Consider the following 18,438-nt stretch of genomic DNA (forward strand, 5'->3'; position numbering starts at 1 on the left):
GCTTATTGTGCTGGTTCATGTATAACTTGCCTGCTTGCTCATTTCATAGCTCGCTTCCAACTTTGAACTTCCAAACAACAAGAAAAGCCTGTCGTCTCTTGAATAAATCAAGAGACGACAGGCTTATTATAATCCTGCGCGGTACCACCCTTGTTGACCTTCCGCTTTGCTATTGCAGCAAATTAGAATGCCCACCTTAGGCACATCATCAACTCCGGATGTTGATTGATGCGCACCCGATTACGGGGGTTAGCCGTGACAGTGTAGTAAATCCGGCTATCCATGGTTAGCCAGCTGTTCCACTGTTCCGCTCCCAGGCGAGCTTCAGGCTTCCGTCGACTGCGTTGCACTAGCCCGCAGCTCTCTGTTCATTCCGGGAATGGCCCTACTATTCCTGTTCCTTGCGTTTGCAGAATATGAAGTTCAAAGTATTGTTGCCTATTATAGGCCTTCAAAAATTAGATGTCAATCACAACACCAAAAAAATTTCCAGCAGCCGTTAGTCTAGCTCTGCACCTGCGGTGCCATCCAGCCTTCCAGACTGAAGCTTGGCTCGGCTTTAAGATCGAGCGACGAATATTCGCCGCACTGCCATTTCAGGAATGCGGCAGCTCCGATCATCGCCGCGTTATCCGTGCACAGCGTCAGCGGCGGAATGAGCAGCGGCACGCCTTCCGCTTCGCAGCGGGAAGTCAGAGCTGCCCGCAGGCCGCGATTTGCCGCGACGCCTCCGCACAGCAGCAGCTGCTTGGCGCCATAGGCGCGAACGGCGCGAAGCGCTTTTTCAACAAGCACCTCAATGACCGACTCCTGAAAGCCCCGTGCCAGCGCCGCTTCATTGAGCGTATCCCCGCGCATCTGCGTCTGATTAATAACCGCCAGCACCGCCGACTTCAAGCCGCTGAAGCTGAAATCATAGGAGTCCGCCTCCAGCCATGCCCTTGGCAGTGCCAGCGCTTCCGTTGCTTCTGAAGCCAGACGGTCGATATGCGGCCCGCCCGGATAAGGCAGCTTGAGCGAACGAGCTACTTTGTCGTATGCTTCCCCAACCGCATCGTCGCGCGTACGCCCGATCATGCGGAAGGAGCCTTCATTTTCGAGCAGCACCAGCTCCGTGTGCCCGCCAGAAACGACGAGCGCCATACACGGATATTCCAGCTCATGCACGAGCTGGTTGGCGTAAATATGCCCCGCAATATGATGGGTGCCGATCAAGGGCAAATCTAGCGCCATTGCCAGTGTTTTGGCCGCTACGATGCCGACAAGCAGTGCGCCTACCAGTCCCGGCCCCTGCGTCACCGCAATCGCGGACAAATCCTTTAGCTTTATGCCCGATTCAGCAATCGCCTGTTCAATCATCAGCGTAATGACCTCAACATGCTTGCGTGAGGCAATTTCCGGCACAACGCCGCCAAAGCGCTGATGCACCTCGATTTGGCTCGAAATGACATTCGATAATATATGTTTACCGTCCTGAATGACGGCAACGGATGTTTCATCACAGCTCGTCTCAATGGCAAGAATAAGGCCTGACTTGCTTTCATTTTCCGCTGCCGCCTTCGCCGTTTCCTGTTGTTGCATGCTCAATACTCCTGCCCCTCTTCCCGGACGCCTAAGCTGCTCGTATCAAGCTCCGCCCACATAATGAGCGCATCCTCCTGATTATCCGAATAATAGCCGGGACGGATGCCCGACGCTTCAAAACCAAGGCTGCGGTAAAGCCGCTGCGCCACCTCGTTGGATACCCGGACCTCCAGCGTCATTTTATTTGCACCGAAAAACACTGCCGTCCGCTGAAGCTCGCCCAGCAGCAGCTTGCCAAGCCCTTGTCCGCGATGATCGGAACGTACCGCTACATTCGTTACATGCGCCTCGTCCACGATTACCCACATGCCCGCATAGCCGATAACTTCCCTCTCGTATTCCATCACCATATATTTGGCAAACATATTATTCGTCAATTCATTGGTAAAAGCCTCTGCTGTCCACGGACCTGTGAAGGCCTCCTGCTCGATCGCCACAATAAACGGTATGTCTTGCAACGTCATGGACCGATAAATCATTTCATCCCGATTGATTTCTCTCATCATGGCTCCGCATCCTTTACTCGAGCCGCATCCACATCGGCATTAATTGCAGCCTTTAGTGAAGCCGATTGGGCGGCTGCCCTTTCAGCTTCCTGTTCAGCCTTTAGAGCAGCTTCCTTTTCCTGCAGCTTAACTTCCGCCTCATGCAGCTGTGTATAGTTTGGCGCAAGCGTATGGGGGTCATCTATATCCCCCGCAAGCAGGCGCTTCCGCCCCAGCTCAGCTATCGCCCTGCCTTCGAGCTCATAAGGAAACAGACTAACCTCTACACCCGCTTCTGCACAGCCTTCTACGAGCCGCTGCGCCTCCGCCTCGTGGAGCTTAAGATCGCCAGTGATGTAAATTTTAGTAACATATCCAGCTGGAACCTGAGTTGGCTTAAGCTCAGCCTGCTCTTGCTCCTGCTTTTGTTCCTGTTCTTGAACCTGCTCTTGAACTTGCTCCAATAACTGGTCGACCCAATCCCGCATCAGCCTGATTCCATCAGCCGCACGGCGTTCCCATTGATCGCCATATGCATAGGAGAAGCTTGCCGTATATACCTGGCCCCGCCTTGCATCCATGATAGGAATGAACCATACAGCCATTTTGTTCATATTAGGGTGATCCGCCTGAATTTGTTGCTGCATAGTTGAAATTATCGCATCGGTTTGTTTTAATCGCTCACACGCCCCGTAAGCAATCGCTTCAAGGCTGGACAGCGCTACTAACGGCTTATCCCAAGTCCAAGCAAGCGTCTTAGCCGCTGTTACCGCAATTCGCATGCCCGTGTAAGAGCCCGGGCCGCCGCCTACAGCGATGCCGCCAAGCTCCTTCTTGCTTACACCGCAATCCTCAAGCAGCTGCTTTAAATGCGTAATAATATAAACGGAGTGATTGCGCTCCGCAAAAGATTGAATTTCACCTAAAATCCGATCACCTTGAATAACAGCCGCCGCGAGGGCAGCCGTCGAGGTATCAAATGCTAATATGGGCTGCTCCGCCTGCTCAACCATGTTGCTTCCCTACTTCCCTGTCATTCAAAGACTGGCACCAGCCCGCGTAGGCTTCCCCGATGCCTTTCAGCCGAATTACCCGCTCTTCGCCGCCCGTATGCTCCAAATACAGCTCTAAGCGCTCCTCGGGCAAAAGCTCTTCGATCAAGCTTGCCCATTCCACAATCGTCACGCCGCTGCCGTAAAAATATTCGTCAAGTCCCAGCTCGTCCGCTTCCTCAAGGGATACGCGATAAACATCCATATGATAAAAGGGCATCTCAGCGCCTTCATATTCTTTGATAATCGTAAAGGTCGGACTGTTTACTATGCCCTGCACGCCAATGGCTTTCGCAAAAAACTGTGAAAACGTCGTTTTTCCCGCACCAAGATCACCGTCAAGCGCCAGCAGCGTGCCTGGTTTTGCCCATGAAGCAATAAGCGTCGCAAGTGCTTCCGTATCCTTCGTGCTGCTCGCCTTCCACTGTGCTTCTCCAATCGCTGTTTGCATCCTATTCACCCAATTTCATTTCTTAAAATGATTATAGCCTCGCTTGGCAAGGGGCATACACTTGCCCTTGGCAGCAGCTCCGTCCGCTTTGGCTGACAACGCCGGCTCCAGCACCACTGAAGGCGCCCCCTGCCTCACCTCGCCAACGATATAAAATGGCAAGCCTTCGGCATGGAAAGCTTCGCGTGCTGCCTGCACATCAGCGGCTTCCATTGTGCCTAGCAGCACATAATCCTCGCCGCCATAAAGCATCCACTCCAGCGGATCGATTCCAACATCCGCCGCATAAGCAGCCATACTGCCGCTGCGTGGAAGCATATCTTCCTTGAGCACAAGGCAGCACTGTGAGGCTTCGGCAATCTCCCATGCTTCGCTGGCAAGCCCATCGCTCACATCATTAAGGGAATTACAGCTGCCACGCTCAAGCAGCAAACGTCCCGCACGCACGGAAGGTACAGGGCGGCAATGCGCCCCTATGAGCGCTGCCGCTCCGCGCACCTCTTCGTGCTGCGCTTGATTTGAAACGCCCGCTGAGCTTGCCGCTTGCGAATCCCCAGCAGGCTGTGTCCCACTGGCATCACTAGCATCACTAGCTCTGCCCGTTTCGCCCGATTCTACTGCCTCGCGCGCCGCCTGCTCTTGACGCTCCTGCTTGCGCGCGAGCAGCAAATGCAGACCTGCCGCCGACAGTCCGACGGCTCCGGTCAGCACAACCGCGTCTCCGGGCTTCGCCCCGGAGCGGCGCAAAGCCCGCCCAGCTTCGACGGCTCCCGTCACCGTCACCGCAACAACCAAGTGCTGCGGCGAAGACGTCGTATCGCCGCCAACAATCGCGACGCCGTAATCCGCGGCGCACGCATAAAGCCCATCATAGAGCCGAGCTATCCGCTCCGGCCCATATGCCGCCGGCACGCTCACGGACACGAGTGCATGCCGCGGCACACCGCCCATTGCCGCGATATCGCTCACGTTCGCGGCAAGCGCCTTATATCCGACATCCTCATCGGTCATCGTATACGCATTAAAGTGCACCGTATCCACCATCGTGTCGACGGCCATCAGCAGCTCCAGCGGTCCATCCAGCTCATCCGCCATCCCCGCAGGAGCAATGATGGCTGTATCATCGCCAATGCCGAGCGTCACGCCTCTTTGCTGCTGCCATTCAGCGGACTGTCTGCCCGCCGTCCAATGGCTGATGCTTGCAAACTCATCCAAAGCTTAAACCCCTTTGCTAATGAATATCACGCTTCTTGAAGCGGCCGCCCTTCACATCATGGATGTTGCCGACGGCCAGAAAAGCAGCCGGATCAAGCTCCTGTACAATCGATTTCATCTTGGCTTCTTCCAGCCGGGTAATGACGCAAAAAATAATCCGTTTCTGCCCGCCGGTAAAGCCGCCCTCGCCGTGCAAATAAGTGACGCCGCGGCCGAGACGGCTCATAATAGCTGCGCCAATCTCCTGCCAGCTTTCGCTGATAATCCAGACGGCCTTCGATTCCTGAAAGCCTTCAATCGTAATGTCAATCATCTTGAATGCTATGAAATAAGAAAATAGCGAGTACATCGCCCGATCCCAACCGAATACAAATCCGGCGCTGCACAATATAAAAAGATTAAAAAACATCACGACCTCGCCTACTGAAAACGGCAGGCGCTTATTGCTCAAGATCGCAACAATTTCCGTCCCGTCCAGCGATCCGCCAAAACGGATAACGAGTCCAACCCCAGCGCCCAATATGACACCGCCGAAAATAGCGGCCAGCACGTATTCGCTCGTAATCGCCTTCACCGGATGCAGCAAAAATGTGCCCAGCGACATGACGCTAACGCCGTATAACGTCGATAAAGCAAAGGTTTTGCCGATTTGCTTATACCCTAGCAGCAGGAAAGGAAGATTTAATAAGAACAAAAACAAGCCGAGCGGCAGCCCCGTAAAATGGGATACGATAATAGAAATGCCTACAATTCCGCCGTCGATAATATGGTTCGGCACCAGAAAAATCTCTAAAGCTACAGATACCAGCGCAGCCCCAATTGTAATAAATAGAATTCTGCGAATAATATCCAGCTTGGATAAAGTATGATGCTGCACACCCATATGTATCAAAGCTCCCCCTTTATACATCTATCCCCATATTACATGAAGATAGAGAAGATTCAAAGAGAAAGCAAAATCCTCCTGCCCTCTCCGCCTGTTATGAGCGGAAAATGCAAGAGGATTTGAAGTTAGCCAATAACCGCGAATGTTTGTACTCCTGCCGGAATGAACGCCGTACGGAACAGTACGCCATTCGAATTGAATAAACGAATCGTGTAAGATACGTTTGTCAGCGTCTCAATCTGGTTAAACCTGACGACACCGAAACGGTCAAACGCCGCAATCGCAACCACAGTATTGCCTCTAAACAGACGGGCAAAAAAACCGGTCGTATTAAACGGCACGCCACTGGTCGTAACCCATACAACCGTCAGACGGTTAAAGGTCGGGCCTCCGCTTTGAAGCCTCTTTGTCCCGGTTACCTTGCTGATCACTTTTCCTGTACCCTTAGGGCCTAAATACGGGGGTTTCATTTTTTTAGACATTATACCACCACTCCTTTTTGCACTTTCGCCTTAACAGCTTATGCAGCATAAGGAATGCTTGTATAGTCAAGCCCCTAACCTAGCGAACCCATTTATATTCTTTCTTTTCTTAACAGCTCTGCGGGAAAAAGCTGCCTTAATGTGTAAGAAAGCCTCGTGCTTGACCCTATAGCTCTTTGACAATCGTCAAATACATGTCGTCCTTGAGCTCAATTTCAAAAGGAGCTGCCGTATGCGAGCCATCGGCTTCACGAATAATGCGTACGCGTGGACGATGCAGGGCCAGCTCATTGTTCGCTGTCACGACGGCGGTCTGTCCAGAGCTGAGCAGCAGCGTCGTCGCCACCGGATAAATGGAAATATGGCGGCAAAAGAGCTTGATCAGCTCAAAATCAAAGTATGTATTGCCGGCCGCAAACAGAAATTCGATGGCTTCCGTTGGCGTATATCTTTTGCGATAAGGCCGCGGGGAAGTCAGTGCGTCATAAACATCGGCAAGCCCGACAATTTGGGCGAACATATGAATATCATCATGCTTAAGCCCGCGCGGATAACCCGAGCCGTCATAACGCTCATGATGCTGCAATGCGCAGTGGGCCGATAAGAGGGAAATATCATGATACTTCCGTAAAATATCGAAGCCCTCCATCGTGTGGCTCTGCATGATTTTGCGGTCTGCATCGGATAGCGGCCCTTTCGTCGCCAGCAGCGGCTGAGGCAGCTTCGTCATGCCGATATCAAACAGCAGCGCGCCAATGCCCAAATCCTCCAGCTGGTTGCGATTGAAGCCCTTGGCGATTCCAATAACGCCGGCAAGCATCGCAACATTGACCGAATGCTGAAACAAATAGGCATCCGCCGAATGAATGCTGGTCAAATTGACCGCCATGTTTGGCCTGCTCGCGAGGTCCTGCATGATGGACCCAAATACCGAACGGAATGTCCGTCCAATGTCCGGGGCAATCGTCCGCCCCTTTAGGGCGGGCTCTTTGAACGCATTCATCGTCGCAGAAACAGCTTCCGCCGCTTTTTTGCGCGTCTCGTCGCGAATGCTGTCCTCGGGCATAATATCTTCTGTGGCCTTATCTTCAATAAACACAAAATCGTAGCCCATATTTTCAAGCCTATTAATAAAACGGTCATTCATCTCCACGCCTGCGCCGAGCAGCACGCTGCCGTTATCCTGAAAAATAGTTTTGGCAAGCCTGTCCCCCGGCTGCACCATGCCAATCTGAACTTTTCTCATTTCCTTGTTTCCCGCCTTTAACCATGATAACGCTAGTAATCGGCATCTTTCATTTGGTCGCTATCATCCATGCATTCCTAAAGCAATTTCCAATAAGTTATATACTTGCTAGTTTGCGGGCAAACGTTCGGCAAGCAGTTTCTCAAGACTAGGTGCTATCTGCAGAAAATTACGGAACTGCTCATATTGCTCCCATTTTTTCGTCTGTATGCCCGACTCGCCGCGAACCGCTCGAATGAGCAGATTTTTGGGCGTATGCTCCGGATCAACAAACTCCAGCATTTGAACTTTATAACCCAGCACCTCAAGCAGCGTGCCACGGGCCGCATCGGTTGCAATAGCCGCAAAACGTTCTTTCAATAGGCCTTGCGATAAAATAGGGGCCAAAACGTCGCTGCTCACCTGCTTGAACAACTCGTGCTGGCAGCAAGGCACGGACATAATGACCGAGGCTCCCCAGCCGACTGCCTTAGCAAGCGCAGCATCGGTAGCCGTGTCGCATGCATGAAGCGTTACAACCATATCCGCTTCGCTTACACCTTCATAATCGGCAATATCACCCACCATAAATGTCAGTTTATCATAACCAAGCGTATGTGCAAGCTCCGAACAAAAAGTGATGACATCCGCCTTCAAATCAAGACCAACGATGCGAATATCCCGTTTCTGCTCTAACGCCAGCAGATGATACAGGGCAAACGTCAAATACGACTTGCCGCAGCCAAAATCGATAATGGTCAGCGGCTTGCCCTGCGGAAGCTGAGGCAATACATCAGTAACCATTTCCAGGAAGCGATTGATCTGCCGGAACTTATCCTGCTTTTTCGCATGGACTTTGCCTTCCGGCGTCATTATGCCCAGTTCCACCATAAACGGTGCCGCCTGTCCTTCCGCAATGACGCGCTGCTTCTGGCGGTTGTGCTGCTGCTCGGTGCTTGCTGCACTAGCGGTTGGCGGCTTTTTAAGCAAAGTCGGCTTGCCTTTCTTGCTCAGAAGCAGCTGTATATCTGCTTCCTGCGTTTTGAGAAGCGCCTGGCGATATTGCTCACCGAGCAGTTCGACCAGCCTCGGCCCCGCATCTTCCGGAAGCCAATTGTTATGTATAACCTTATTCGCATAATGAGCTTCAAATTGATAATGAAGGCCATTTTTCAATTGTACGGGACGAATGATGATTTTGGGCGCTGCGTCTCCGTCCTTGCGGCGAAGCTGGCTCAGCGTTCCCTGCAAAAGCCCGCCCGTTTTTGTCAGGCGGCATATGTCCTGCTGCCACTGTTCTGTCATTGCTATTGCTCCATCTCCAGGCTGTTCAGCCCTGTTCTGATTTCCTCTATCGGCAAGCCGCCAGCCGCAAGCTTGTCCTCCTCAAAAGGAAGCAGCCGCATATAAAACGCGGCGACCTCGCCTTTGCCGGCTGCGCCGTCATCAAGCAGCTCGTACCAAATATTTTCAGCGAGCGCAAAAGCGCCCTCTGCTTCATGCCACTCAGCAACCAGATGCTTCGTTCGATTGGGCAGCTCGTATGGCGACAGCTTGCCGAGCAAGTTCACTGCTTCTTCGCTCGAGTCTGTAAGCGTCGGCGGCGCATCGATGAGTGAAAGCCGCATAAACAAGTGCAAAGCCTTTAAGCTGTGCGCAAAGCTTTCCGCTTCTTTGCCCAAATCTTCATACAGCTCTGCCTCCTGCTTGAACAAAATCGCGATTGCCTGGATATTGTCCGTTTCTACGACGCCGTTTTTCGTCATAACCGCGAGCAGATCCTCGTCTGACAACGTGCGAATCAGCTTCCCGCTTAGCCCAAACCTGCGGTCCAGCAGCTCGTCAATGACGACAAGCGCCTCCTCTTGCTTCAGCTCTCTTCTCAGCTGCATCACTTGTCCGACCGCTTCCGTCATCTGCTCAATCATGCGCATAAAATAATCCCGTTGAAACATCGCTCCGTGCCCCTTTCACTAGCCTCTATCTGCCTTGCCATGATTTAGCTTGAACGATGATCACCACTGCGAGAAAGGTGCGTCCAGCCTATATCCGAGCAATAAAGCTGCTGATCGCCTCTGCGCATGCTTCCGGCTGCTCCAGCATGCTCATGTGGCCGGCATCTGGAAGCAGCACCTGCGTGATGGAGGGGCCAACAAATAACAGCGTCCGCTCCGGTGGAACGATTTGATCGCCTTCCCCGGCAAGCAGCAGCACAGGCAGCTTGGCTTCACGCAATAGGCTCGTCCGATCAGGCCTTGCCTTCATTCCGGATGCCGCAGCGATCGCTCCTGTTCCGCCCGTCTGATAGCCAATCGCCTTCACACGCGCCACCTTGCTAGGCAGCTTGTCCAAATTATCTGGAGCAAATAGCTTTTGCGACATGCCGTCAATCACCTGCTCCAGCTGGCCCTGCTTGATTAAATTTATCGTATTGTCCCGATTGTCCTTCGCGGCCTCGCTGTCAGCTAGAGCTGTAGAATGCACAAGCCCGAATGCCGCCAACCGGTCCGCATGCCGCTCTGCAAAAGCCAATGCAATGTAGCCGCCAAGCGAATGGCCGATGAGGCATACTTTATCTATGCGAAGATGCTCAAGAATAGCGTAAAGATCATCTGCATACAATTCCATAGTAGCTTCAAGATCGGCGGAGGCCGAAGATAAGCCATGACCGCGCAGATCAGGAATGATCAGGCGCGACTGCCGTGCAAGCATTGGCGCAACCTCTTCCCAATAGGCTGAGCTGCCGCAGTAGCCATGCAGCAGCACAACCACAGGAGAGGGGTGGCCTGCCTCTGGATCTGAGTCCGTTGCTCCAGCCTGCCATTTTAACGCTTCTGAGTCGTAAAAGCTAAGCTCTGTGCCTTCCTCAAGCATCAGCTTTTGATTCGCCAAGGTTATCCAATTAGCCAAAATAAACACGCTCCTCTTCTGTCCATTTTAATAAGCGCTTACTGCCCGGCCATGCTCTTGCAATCGCTGCTGCCAACTGCTCTGCCATTTGCATGACATGATACAGCGATGTCGTCTGAATCGTTATATATGGCTTGTGGCTTAACGCATTCACAACGCCTGCAATGCTGTAATGTCCGACGGGCGGCAATCTCCGGCCCGTTGCTGCTCCTGGCTGGAGCGGACCCGCTTTCGCCAGAAAGGCTCCAACCGACTGCGGCTTGCCGAGACAAGCATCAATCGCAATGACGACTGCATGATTTTCAGCCTTGAGAACCGCCTGTTCCACTGCATAGGCGTCACACGGCTGCTCCATTGTGCCGATGACATGCTCCCAGCCCTGCTCCCGCAGCAGCGTGCCGACGAGAGGCCCAAAGCAATCTCCTGTCGAACGGTCTGTACCAATACATACGAAGGAAATATCGCTTCTATTCGGGTACTGCCTGGCAATCGGAGCCAGAAATTCAGCAATTTCGAGATTGAAACGATCTGACTGCTCCATCTTCCTGCTCCTTTAAGCTAACCTGCTTCATTCAATTTATCTGCGTTCCTTCATGCTCTACTTTATAATTACCCATCCTGCTATTAATTGTATCGGATTTATCGGTTCTATTCAATTTGTCTGATGCCCGTCCTAAAATTATGTTACAATGACGGCATTAGTATGAAACAGCAGGCGCATGCATCCATGCCCTGAATGATGAAGGAGGATTTACCCATGCTTGATCTTGAACAGCAAACGCCGCAAAATATTGAATTTATGATTGATACCATCAAAACAAAATTAAAGATGGCTTCGGCTGCCGCTATGCAGGCTTCCCATTTCAATATTACGCAATACGAAGACATTAAGGAACTGTATGAGGTCGTTGCAAGCAAAGAAAAATTCAGTATCAGTGAAGTTGAAGCCCTTGTATCAGAGCTAGGCAAGCTAAGGAACAAGTAATACAGCTCTTCAAGTAATACCATTAAAATACATTATATTACACCCTTCGACAACACAAGAAAACCGGCGCACTCGCAAGAGCTGCCCCGGTTTCTTTGTGTTATTCTTCTGTCGTTTCGGATTCCTTCACTGCTACAGCTGCTGCTGCTTCAAGGGACAGCGAAATGGCTACTTGTTTCTGCTCGCCCTTCAGGAAGAAAGCAAGGCGCTCGAGTTTCTCAGCAAGTTCAGCACCGCTGAGCGTTGTGTTCAAGTTGTAGTTGAACTGATCTGCTGGAAGCTTAAGCTCCTGCTGAGCGTAAGAAGGCTGTCCTCTCCATCCACGTTCAAATCCACCACCCGATTGTGAAGACAAATGATCTGGAACCGGATAGAACTTGTCCGACTTATTTACAACCCGCTCGTAGATGCGGAGTTTCTTAAGGAGCATGTAATACTGAGCGGAATGTTTGAAATCCCAAGCTTCACGAATATCTTTAAGCGTATAATCCATTTTCCATCTTTTCAGCTTTTCCACTTGCTCATCCGAATTCAACTGCAAAAAATCATCTAACGGCATAATAGTTTCCGGCATATTAACTCCTCCATCTAACTTGTAGTGTTGGCGATCACAATAAAACATTAGTAACGTAAATACTATTTTTAATCATATAAAAAATACCATAATTTTTTACACTTTTCAAATTAATTATTTCACAGATTAAAAGCTGGCTCTCAATCCCCTCAGGATTAAAAGCCAGCTTCACGTTTCAGCCTATATTATTCACTTTGCAACCCTAGGGAAAACAGGAACTTTTGAAAACTTGCTTTTCCAGCATCGTTGCGTTTGTATACCCCTGCGTCCTTCAGCACATCGAGGAACTTTGCACCCGTCTGAGTCTCCACATGCGCCTGAGCTTCGCTCTCTGAGCAGGACGTTCCATAAGACGCTACAAGCTCTCTAATCCACTCTGCATGCTTGTGAAGCGGATGAGCGCTTTCCTGAAGGGCAGCATCGATAGTCGCCTCTCCCGTCAAGTAAGCGGCAATTTGACCGAGCTCCGTTGCCAGTCTGCCTGGCAGAACAGCAAGACCCATCACTTCGATCAGGCCGATATTTTCTTTTTTGACATGATGCAGGTTCTGATGGGGATGAAAAATTCCGTCCGGATGCTCGTCGCTCGTCCGATTGTTGCGAAGCACAAGATCGACCTCGTACTCGCCGTTGTCGCGCAGCCTGGCAATCGGCGTGATCGTATTATGCGGCGTCTGTGCTGCATCCAAAGCACCTGCGGTAAATGCGAGAACGTCCGCATCCGCGTCGCTGTAGCCGCGCCAAGCATCAAGCAGGCTGCAGGCCGCCTTCAGCACATCAGCTTTCGAAGCGCCATTTATCCGCACAACGGACATTGGCCAGCTTACGATACCGTATTTGACGCCTGGCAGCTCCGGATTAACGAAGCTTGCTTCCACCCCAGCCGCTTCCATCGGGAACGTATGACGTCCTGCCTGGAAGTGGTCGTGGCTCAGAATCGAGCCGCCAACAATCGGCAAATCGGCATTGGAGCCGATAAAATAATGCGGATACAGCTCGACGAAATCGAGCAGCCTCGCAAACGAGGAGTGCGAAATCGCCATCGGCTCATGCGCGCCCTTGAATACAATGCTGTGCTCGTTGTAATAAACATAAGGCGAATATTGAAAATACCATTGCTCTGCCTGCAAGGTCAGCGGCAGGACGCGCAGATTTTGCCGCGCAGGATGATCGGCGCGTCCGGCGTAGCCTACATTTTCAGCACATAACAGGCACAATGGATATTTAGCTTGCGGCAGCGTCTTAAGCAGCGCAATTTCCTTTGGATCCTTTTCCGGCTTGGACAGATTGATTGTAATCTCCAAATTGCCGTAATCCGTATCATATAGCCAATATTTATTTTTGCGAATGCGGTCCATGCGAATGTAGTTGGAATCAATATTCAGCTTATAGAAGGCATCCGTCGCCTTGGAAATGCCCTCTGCTTCTGCTGTCCGATCGAAAGCAGCTACCGTTTCCGAGGGGCGCGGCATGAGCAAGCCCATAATGCGCGCATCCAGCAAATCTCGATAAGTCGTAATATTTTCCTCAATCAGGCCGATGCTGTAGCCATAATCGAGCATTTCCTCCAAGATCGAAACCGCGCTATCCAGCTGCTCCTCAGCTACTTCCCCCTCATGCGGCTCCGTAAAGCCGAATAAATCAAGCAGCGCATTGCGGGCAGCATGAATGTCCAGCTTGTGAAGCAAGCCTTGGCGGTAAGCAAAACCAATCAGTCTTTCAATATTTACAAGCGCCTTCGCCGCATTTGCTGCGGCTGTCTGGCTGTCTGTCATGCGAAAAACGCTCCTTCCTCTTGCTCCTACTCCTGTGCTTTACCTTTGTAGCCTTGCGGATTCGCCACATGCCAGTTCCAGGCGCTGCGAATAATGTCCTCCAGCTTGTCGCGCTTCGGATTCCAGCCCAGTTCATTGCGGGCACGATCCGATGCCGCTACCAGTACGGCTGGGTCGCCAGTCCGGCGAGGCTCAATGACAGCCTTGATCTCGCGTTCGGTTACGGAGCGCGCAATATCAATCACTTGCTTAACGGAGAAGCCTTGTCCGTTGCCTAGGTTGTAAATCGAGCTGTCCGCACCCGTACGCAAACGTTCTACAGCAAGCACGTGCGCATCGGCCAAATCGCTGACATGGATATAATCGCGGATGCAAGTGCCATCCTCTGTCTCATAATCTTCGCCAAACACCGAAATATGCGGGCGTTGTCCAAGCGCTGCCTGCAGCACGATAGGAATAAGATGCGATTCCGGATTATGGTCTTCGCCGATCAGGCCGCTCTCATGCGCGCCAGCTGCGTTGAAATAGCGCAAGGATACGAATTTCAAGCCATGCGCGACATCGAACCATTTCATCATTTTTTCCATAGCCAGCTTCGTTTCGCCATAGGCATTAGTCGGCAGCGTGCGGTCATATTCGTCGATTGGCACGTTTTCCGGCTCGCCATAGGTAGCTGCTGTGGATGAGAACACAATTTTAAGCACATTGTGCTCGATCATTTTTTCAAGCAGGCATAATGTGCCATAAACGTTGTTATGATAGTATTTCCCTGGGTTTTGCATGCTTTCCCCTACGAGCGAATTAGCTGCAAAATGAATAACGGCATCAATGCTGTTTTCCTTAAATACCGTTTCCAGAAAATCCTTATCGCGCAAATCGCCAACGTACAGCTTTCCGCCTGTTACTGCCTCGCGATGCCCCTGCTCCAAATTGTCAACGACGACGATTTCTTCGCCGCGCTCTTTAAGTGACGCTACAGCATGCGAACCAATATATCCTGCTCCACCTGTTACCAATACTGCCATTGTATTATCCCTCCCATATTTGCTTGCATGTAAGTGTAAACGGCTAAATCCGTTCAACACGCTTCATTCGATAGGCCTGCTTAAGCCGTCTGTTGCTTAAACCAGCTGCTCAACGCCATTGCCGATGCTGCATACGTAGAAATCCGCTACAAGTCCGGTTGCCGCCGTGTATTCCTCGCCCACTTGCTGCTTGAAGCTCTCAATGCTGTCTTCATGAACGAGCGATACGGTGCAGCCGCCGAAGCCTGCGCCTGTCATGCGCGAGCCAAGCACGCCATCTACTTTGCGAGCCGCAGCTACCATCGCGTCCAGCTCCGCACCTGTTACTTCATACAAATCGCGCAGCGAGTCATGCGAGCCGTTCATCAGCTGGCCGAACAATGCGAGATCGTCTTTTTTAAGAGCCTCCATCGATTGCAACACCCGGTCGATTTCCTCGACTACATGCTGCGCGCGATTGCGGACGATATCTTCTTTGATCAGATGCTTGTTTGCATTGAACTGCTCCAAGTTAATTTGGCCAAGCAGCGTCAGCTCAGGGAATGCCTGCGTCAAGTCCTGAACCGCTTGCTCGCATTGGCTGCGGCGCTCATTATAAGCGGAATCCACCAATCCGCGGCGCTTGTTCGTGTTGCCGATAACGAGCTTGTAGCTGCCCGATTGGAACGGAACGAGATCATATTCCAGCGTGTCGCACATGAGCAAAATCGCGTGGTCCTTCTTGCCGTTCGCCACAGCAAATTGGTCCATAATGCCGCATTGCACGCCATTGAATTCATTTTCCGATTTTTGCGAGAGCAGAGCAATTTGAACCTTGTCGATCGGCTGTTTTTCAAGCGTCAGCAAGGCATATGCCGTAACCACTTCGATGGAAGCCGAGGAGGACAGGCCCGCTCCGTTCGGGATTTCGCCATGGTACAGCAGATCATAGCCGGATGTGTAGCTCACGCCGCGCTGCTTCAATTCATGGAAAATCCCTTTCGGATAGTTCATCCAGTCATCCGCTTCGTCATAAACGATATTTTCAAGATCAAATTCCCGGCTCATTGGAAAATTCGTCGTTGCCAGCCCAAGCTTGCGGTCTCCGCGCGCACGAATGAGCAGCGTAGTGCCGAACGTTAAAGCAGCCGGAAAAACGTAACCGCCGTTATAATCGGTATGCTCGCCGATCAGATTCACCCGGCCTGGAGCATGAAATACTTGAATGGAAGAGGCTTCTCCACCATATTGTTGGATAAATTTCTGTGTAAGCTCTTGAACATTTACCACTTGCAATCACGTCCCTTTTTATCGTCTTTAGTAATTTGATGTAAGGCGATGTCTTCCCCTTCAGTATAGCGCAAGGCAAGCGGCAATTAAAATGGCGCAAAGTGCTATTTACATGGATATATGTGACTTTCATATCGATCTTAAGACATGCTATGATTATTAAAATCCGCAAATAAAGCAGTCTTTATTCCCAATTGCAGGCAGGTGTAATGAATGAACAGACCAGAGAACTATAAAGTCGCCTCAAGCCCTATGATCATCGAAAACGATCTGCTGCACGTATTGTTCGCAGGGGAAAGCCAGACGAAGCCAGCCCATCGCCTCGGACCGAAAGTATATGATTTTTATTTGATGCATGTCGTCCTTGAAGGCAGCGGCATCTTCATTTGCGGCGACAACCGCTACGAGCTGCGGGCAGGGCATACCTTTCTCATTGAACCGGAGCAACTGGTCAGCTATGAATCCGATGTTCAAAATCCTTGGCGCTACCGCTGGGTCGCTTTTAGGGGCACACTGGCAGGCGGGCTGCTGGAGACAGCAGGCTTATCCGCTGCACAGCCGGTCGTCGATACGGGCAGCAGCAAGCGGCCCGCCGTGCTTTTCCATCATATCTTCCATATTTTCCGCTCGAATGAGGCGGCTGCGCATTTGAAGGCAAGCGGCTATTTGCAGCTGCTGCTCGCTGAATACAGCGCCGTTATGAGCGATGCCGCTCGCGGCAAAGCACTGATGGCCGATGAAGAGGGAGAGCAATTGCTCCAAAAAATGATCCATTATTTATCGACGCAATATGCCCATCCCGTTTCTATTGAGCAGATGGCGGAGGCGCTTGGCTACAATCGCGCTTATTTATCGCGATTTTTCAAACGCAAGACGGGAACGACGCCCGTCACCTTCCTGCTCAAGCTGAGAATAGACAAGGCTAGACAGATGCTTCGAGAGCGTGGAGAGCTGACGATTGAGCAAATTTCCGCTTCTGTCGGACTGCAGGATGCGCTTTATTTTTCCAAGCAATTTCGGCGTTTTTATAATCAATCCCCAACCGCGTACCGCGAAGCGATGCGCAGCCAGAAGGAGTAGCGAGCAAGCCGCATGGCTTGTAATACGGGTAGGCCGATATGGGACATATTAGTGGTACAACAATTGATTAGATGTGTAATGGTTACTAAGAAACACCTTTTAAATCCACATGAACAGGAGCTGTGCCTCAGATGAAGGAGCTGCATACAGGCAGTCTGTTTTGGCCTACTACCTTAAATTCCCCGGCAGAATATCCGAGTATTACCTCGAACAAAAAAGTGAAAGTTGCCATTGTCGGCGGCGGTATGTCGGGTACCATTTGTGGCTATATTTTGGCGAAAAGCGGCATTGAAGCAGCGATGCTCGAACGGGAAAGCGTAGCTGGCGGCAGTACGTCGGCCAACACGGGCTTGCTCCAGTTTTCCAATGATATTATGCTGTGGGAGCTCGCTGACCAAATCGGCGAATACGATGCCGTTCGGTTCTATCGCGGCTGTCTGGATGCCGTGCGGCAGCTGGGAGAAGTTGCGGCGCAGCTCCCCGTAGATGTCGGCTTCATTCCAAGAAGCAGCCTATACTATGCGACCTCTGAGCAGGAGTTGCCAATGCTGCGGAAGGAGTATGAGATGCTGCTCAAGCATGGCTTTGATGTCAGCTTCTTGGAAGCGGACGATATTTCCCGGCAGTTTCCTTTCCGCAAACCGGGCGCCATTGTGGCGCAGGGGGATGCCGAGGTTAATCCTTTCCAGTTCGTGCAGGGCGTCTCTGCCGCTGCAGTGGAAGCCGGGCTGCAAATTTATGAGCATACCGACATCGTAAAGCATGAGCAGTCCGCTGAAGGCAGACAGCTGCTGCGTACTGCAGACGGCTGGGAAATCGAGGCGGAGCATGTGATTTTCGCTATTGGCTATGAGCCTGAGGAGCTGCGCGGCCAGCTCGTTAAAGCCAACATTAACCGTTCCTTTGCCGCCGTTACCGTCGTTCAGGACGACGCGAAGCTGCGGGCCAATTGGCCGGGCCAATGCCTCATTTGGGAAACGGCGCGCCCCTTTTTATACTTGCGCACGACGGTGGATGGCCGTATCGTCGTTGGCGGACTGGACGAAATGACAGAAGCGCCGATTGAGAGCGAGAAGCTAAGGCGCAAGCGAACCGATAAGCTGCTGGAAAAAATAACGGCATTGTTTCCGATGCTGGATCAGCCGCTGGAATTTGAATGGAGCGCCACATTCGGCGAATCCCGTGATAATTTGCCCTTTATCGGAGCAGACCCAAAAATGCCCGGCGTCTATTATTGCCTAGGCTATGGCGGCAATGGCACCGTCTACAGCATGATGGCTGCCTATATGCTGCGGGACATGATTAATGGCGAGGCGCATCCGCTCGCCAGCATCGTGCGCCTTGACCGTCCTTCCTTATTAAAGGTTTAAGCAGGCTTGCATCACGGCCATATAGTGTGCTTATATACACCACTATATAGAAAAGAAGGGCTCCGCCGAT

At 51.6% G+C, this 18,438-nt stretch carries 19 protein-coding genes; 3 read left to right on the top strand and 16 right to left on the bottom strand.

Features of this window, described 5'->3' with window-relative positions:
* Positions 1-504 precede the first annotated feature (504 nt).
* From tsaD to yyaC, 12 genes are all read right to left on the bottom strand, one after another.
* Complete coding sequence (gene tsaD / locus AC50X8_RS22170) at positions 505-1,581, bottom strand: tRNA (adenosine(37)-N6)-threonylcarbamoyltransferase complex transferase subunit TsaD (protein ID WP_494881537.1); 1,077 nt, start codon at positions 1,579-1,581, stop codon at positions 505-507.
* A gap of 2 nt (positions 1,582-1,583) precedes the next feature.
* Positions 1,584-2,090, bottom strand: coding sequence for a ribosomal protein S18-alanine N-acetyltransferase (rimI, locus tag AC50X8_RS22175; protein ID WP_155973646.1), 507 nt, complete (start codon positions 2,088-2,090; stop codon positions 1,584-1,586).
* Entirely contained in the window at positions 2,087-3,082 is a 996-nt protein-coding gene (tsaB, locus tag AC50X8_RS22180; protein ID WP_494881540.1) for a tRNA (adenosine(37)-N6)-threonylcarbamoyltransferase complex dimerization subunit type 1 TsaB, read from the bottom strand. Before tsaB ends, rimI begins: the two co-directional genes overlap by 4 nt.
* Positions 3,075-3,572, bottom strand: a complete 498-nt coding sequence (gene tsaE / locus AC50X8_RS22185; protein ID WP_056043493.1) for a tRNA (adenosine(37)-N6)-threonylcarbamoyltransferase complex ATPase subunit type 1 TsaE — start codon at positions 3,570-3,572, stop codon at positions 3,075-3,077. The genes tsaB and tsaE overlap by 8 nt, the downstream gene beginning before the upstream one ends.
* 15 nt (positions 3,573-3,587) lie before the next feature.
* Positions 3,588-4,787, bottom strand: a complete 1,200-nt coding sequence (locus AC50X8_RS22190) for a thiamine-phosphate kinase (protein WP_494881542.1) — start codon at positions 4,785-4,787, stop codon at positions 3,588-3,590.
* Positions 4,788-4,803: 16 nt separating this feature from the next.
* Entirely contained in the window at positions 4,804-5,670 is an 867-nt protein-coding gene (locus tag AC50X8_RS22195) for a YitT family protein (RefSeq protein ID WP_056043488.1), read from the bottom strand.
* Between the two features lie 128 nt (positions 5,671-5,798).
* Positions 5,799-6,155, bottom strand: coding sequence for a hypothetical protein (locus tag AC50X8_RS22200; RefSeq protein ID WP_056043484.1), 357 nt, complete (start codon positions 6,153-6,155; stop codon positions 5,799-5,801).
* A 166-nt stretch (positions 6,156-6,321) separates the two neighbouring features.
* Positions 6,322-7,401: an HD-GYP domain-containing protein gene (locus AC50X8_RS22205; protein WP_056043480.1), complete on the bottom strand. Its 1,080-nt coding sequence runs from the start codon at positions 7,399-7,401 to the stop codon at positions 6,322-6,324.
* Between the two features lie 108 nt (positions 7,402-7,509).
* Positions 7,510-8,685, bottom strand: coding sequence for a class I SAM-dependent methyltransferase (locus tag AC50X8_RS22210; protein WP_494881544.1), 1,176 nt, complete (start codon positions 8,683-8,685; stop codon positions 7,510-7,512).
* Between the two features lie 2 nt (positions 8,686-8,687).
* Positions 8,688-9,335 carry a DUF6483 family protein gene (locus tag AC50X8_RS22215; protein ID WP_056043475.1) on the bottom strand — a complete coding sequence of 216 codons (648 nt, stop codon included), beginning with the start codon at positions 9,333-9,335 and terminating at the stop codon, positions 8,688-8,690.
* 88 nt (positions 9,336-9,423) lie between these two features.
* A complete protein-coding gene (locus AC50X8_RS22220; protein WP_056043472.1) occupies positions 9,424-10,290 on the bottom strand; it encodes an alpha/beta fold hydrolase in 867 nt (288 codons plus the stop codon).
* Entirely contained in the window at positions 10,283-10,831 is a 549-nt protein-coding gene (gene yyaC, locus AC50X8_RS22225; RefSeq protein WP_056043469.1) for a spore protease YyaC, read from the bottom strand. The genes AC50X8_RS22220 and yyaC overlap by 8 nt, the downstream gene beginning before the upstream one ends.
* A 195-nt stretch (positions 10,832-11,026) precedes the next feature.
* Here yyaC and AC50X8_RS22230 point away from each other — a divergent pair, with 195 nt between their 5' ends.
* Entirely contained in the window at positions 11,027-11,275 is a 249-nt protein-coding gene (locus AC50X8_RS22230; RefSeq protein ID WP_494881547.1) for a DUF1128 domain-containing protein, read from the top strand.
* A 100-nt stretch (positions 11,276-11,375) separates the two neighbouring features.
* On the opposite strand, the gene AC50X8_RS22235 is transcribed toward AC50X8_RS22230, so the two are convergent.
* The 4 genes from AC50X8_RS22235 to AC50X8_RS22250 all read right to left on the bottom strand — a co-directional run bounded on the left by AC50X8_RS22235 (position 11,376) and on the right by AC50X8_RS22250 (position 15,918).
* Positions 11,376-11,849, bottom strand: coding sequence for a hypothetical protein (locus AC50X8_RS22235; protein ID WP_046229069.1), 474 nt, complete (start codon positions 11,847-11,849; stop codon positions 11,376-11,378).
* 185 nt (positions 11,850-12,034) lie between these two features.
* Positions 12,035-13,624: a UDP-glucose--hexose-1-phosphate uridylyltransferase gene (locus AC50X8_RS22240; protein WP_494881549.1), complete on the bottom strand. Its 1,590-nt coding sequence runs from the start codon at positions 13,622-13,624 to the stop codon at positions 12,035-12,037.
* A gap of 26 nt (positions 13,625-13,650) precedes the next feature.
* Positions 13,651-14,649, bottom strand: coding sequence for a UDP-glucose 4-epimerase GalE (gene galE / locus AC50X8_RS22245; protein WP_430159024.1), 999 nt, complete (start codon positions 14,647-14,649; stop codon positions 13,651-13,653).
* 96 nt (positions 14,650-14,745) lie between these two features.
* Complete coding sequence (locus AC50X8_RS22250) at positions 14,746-15,918, bottom strand: galactokinase (RefSeq protein WP_494881551.1); 1,173 nt, start codon at positions 15,916-15,918, stop codon at positions 14,746-14,748.
* Positions 15,919-16,131: 213 nt separating this feature from the next.
* Between AC50X8_RS22250 and AC50X8_RS22255 the strand changes: the two genes are divergently transcribed.
* A complete protein-coding gene (locus tag AC50X8_RS22255) occupies positions 16,132-16,998 on the top strand; it encodes an AraC family ligand binding domain-containing protein (protein ID WP_494881553.1) in 867 nt (288 codons plus the stop codon).
* 131 nt (positions 16,999-17,129) lie between these two features.
* Complete coding sequence (locus tag AC50X8_RS22260) at positions 17,130-18,368, top strand: NAD(P)/FAD-dependent oxidoreductase (protein ID WP_494881555.1); 1,239 nt, start codon at positions 17,130-17,132, stop codon at positions 18,366-18,368.
* The last annotated feature ends 70 nt before the right edge of the window (positions 18,369-18,438 follow it).

This window comes from Paenibacillus sp. JT22N15 (assembly GCF_059383755.1).

Bases quoted from the DNA above. Each gene is read 5' to 3' on its own strand.
- AC50X8_RS22235 (WP_046229069.1), bottom strand. From the start codon at position 11,849: ATGCCGGAAACTATTATGCCGTTAGATGATTTTTTGCAGTTGAATTCG.
- AC50X8_RS22230 (WP_494881547.1), top strand. From the start codon at position 11,027: ATGATGAAGGAGGATTTACCCATGCTTGATCTTGAACAGCAAACGCCG.
- yyaC (WP_056043469.1), bottom strand. From the start codon at position 10,831: ATGGAGCAGTCAGATCGTTTCAATCTCGAAATTGCTGAATTTCTGGCT.
- AC50X8_RS22255 (WP_494881553.1), top strand. From the start codon at position 16,132: ATGAACAGACCAGAGAACTATAAAGTCGCCTCAAGCCCTATGATCATC.
- AC50X8_RS22210 (WP_494881544.1), bottom strand. From the start codon at position 8,685: ATGACAGAACAGTGGCAGCAGGACATATGCCGCCTGACAAAAACGGGC.
- galE (WP_430159024.1), bottom strand. From the start codon at position 14,649: ATGGCAGTATTGGTAACAGGTGGAGCAGGATATATTGGTTCGCATGCT.
- tsaB (WP_494881540.1), bottom strand. From the start codon at position 3,082: ATGGTTGAGCAGGCGGAGCAGCCCATATTAGCATTTGATACCTCGACG.
- AC50X8_RS22240 (WP_494881549.1), bottom strand. From the start codon at position 13,624: ATGACAGACAGCCAGACAGCCGCAGCAAATGCGGCGAAGGCGCTTGTA.
- tsaD (WP_494881537.1), bottom strand. From the start codon at position 1,581: ATGCAACAACAGGAAACGGCGAAGGCGGCAGCGGAAAATGAAAGCAAG.
- tsaE (WP_056043493.1), bottom strand. From the start codon at position 3,572: ATGCAAACAGCGATTGGAGAAGCACAGTGGAAGGCGAGCAGCACGAAG.
- AC50X8_RS22200 (WP_056043484.1), bottom strand. From the start codon at position 6,155: ATGTCTAAAAAAATGAAACCCCCGTATTTAGGCCCTAAGGGTACAGGA.
- rimI (WP_155973646.1), bottom strand. From the start codon at position 2,090: ATGATGAGAGAAATCAATCGGGATGAAATGATTTATCGGTCCATGACG.
- AC50X8_RS22215 (WP_056043475.1), bottom strand. From the start codon at position 9,335: ATGTTTCAACGGGATTATTTTATGCGCATGATTGAGCAGATGACGGAA.
- AC50X8_RS22195 (WP_056043488.1), bottom strand. From the start codon at position 5,670: ATGGGTGTGCAGCATCATACTTTATCCAAGCTGGATATTATTCGCAGA.
- AC50X8_RS22205 (WP_056043480.1), bottom strand. From the start codon at position 7,401: ATGAGAAAAGTTCAGATTGGCATGGTGCAGCCGGGGGACAGGCTTGCC.
- AC50X8_RS22260 (WP_494881555.1), top strand. From the start codon at position 17,130: ATGAAGGAGCTGCATACAGGCAGTCTGTTTTGGCCTACTACCTTAAAT.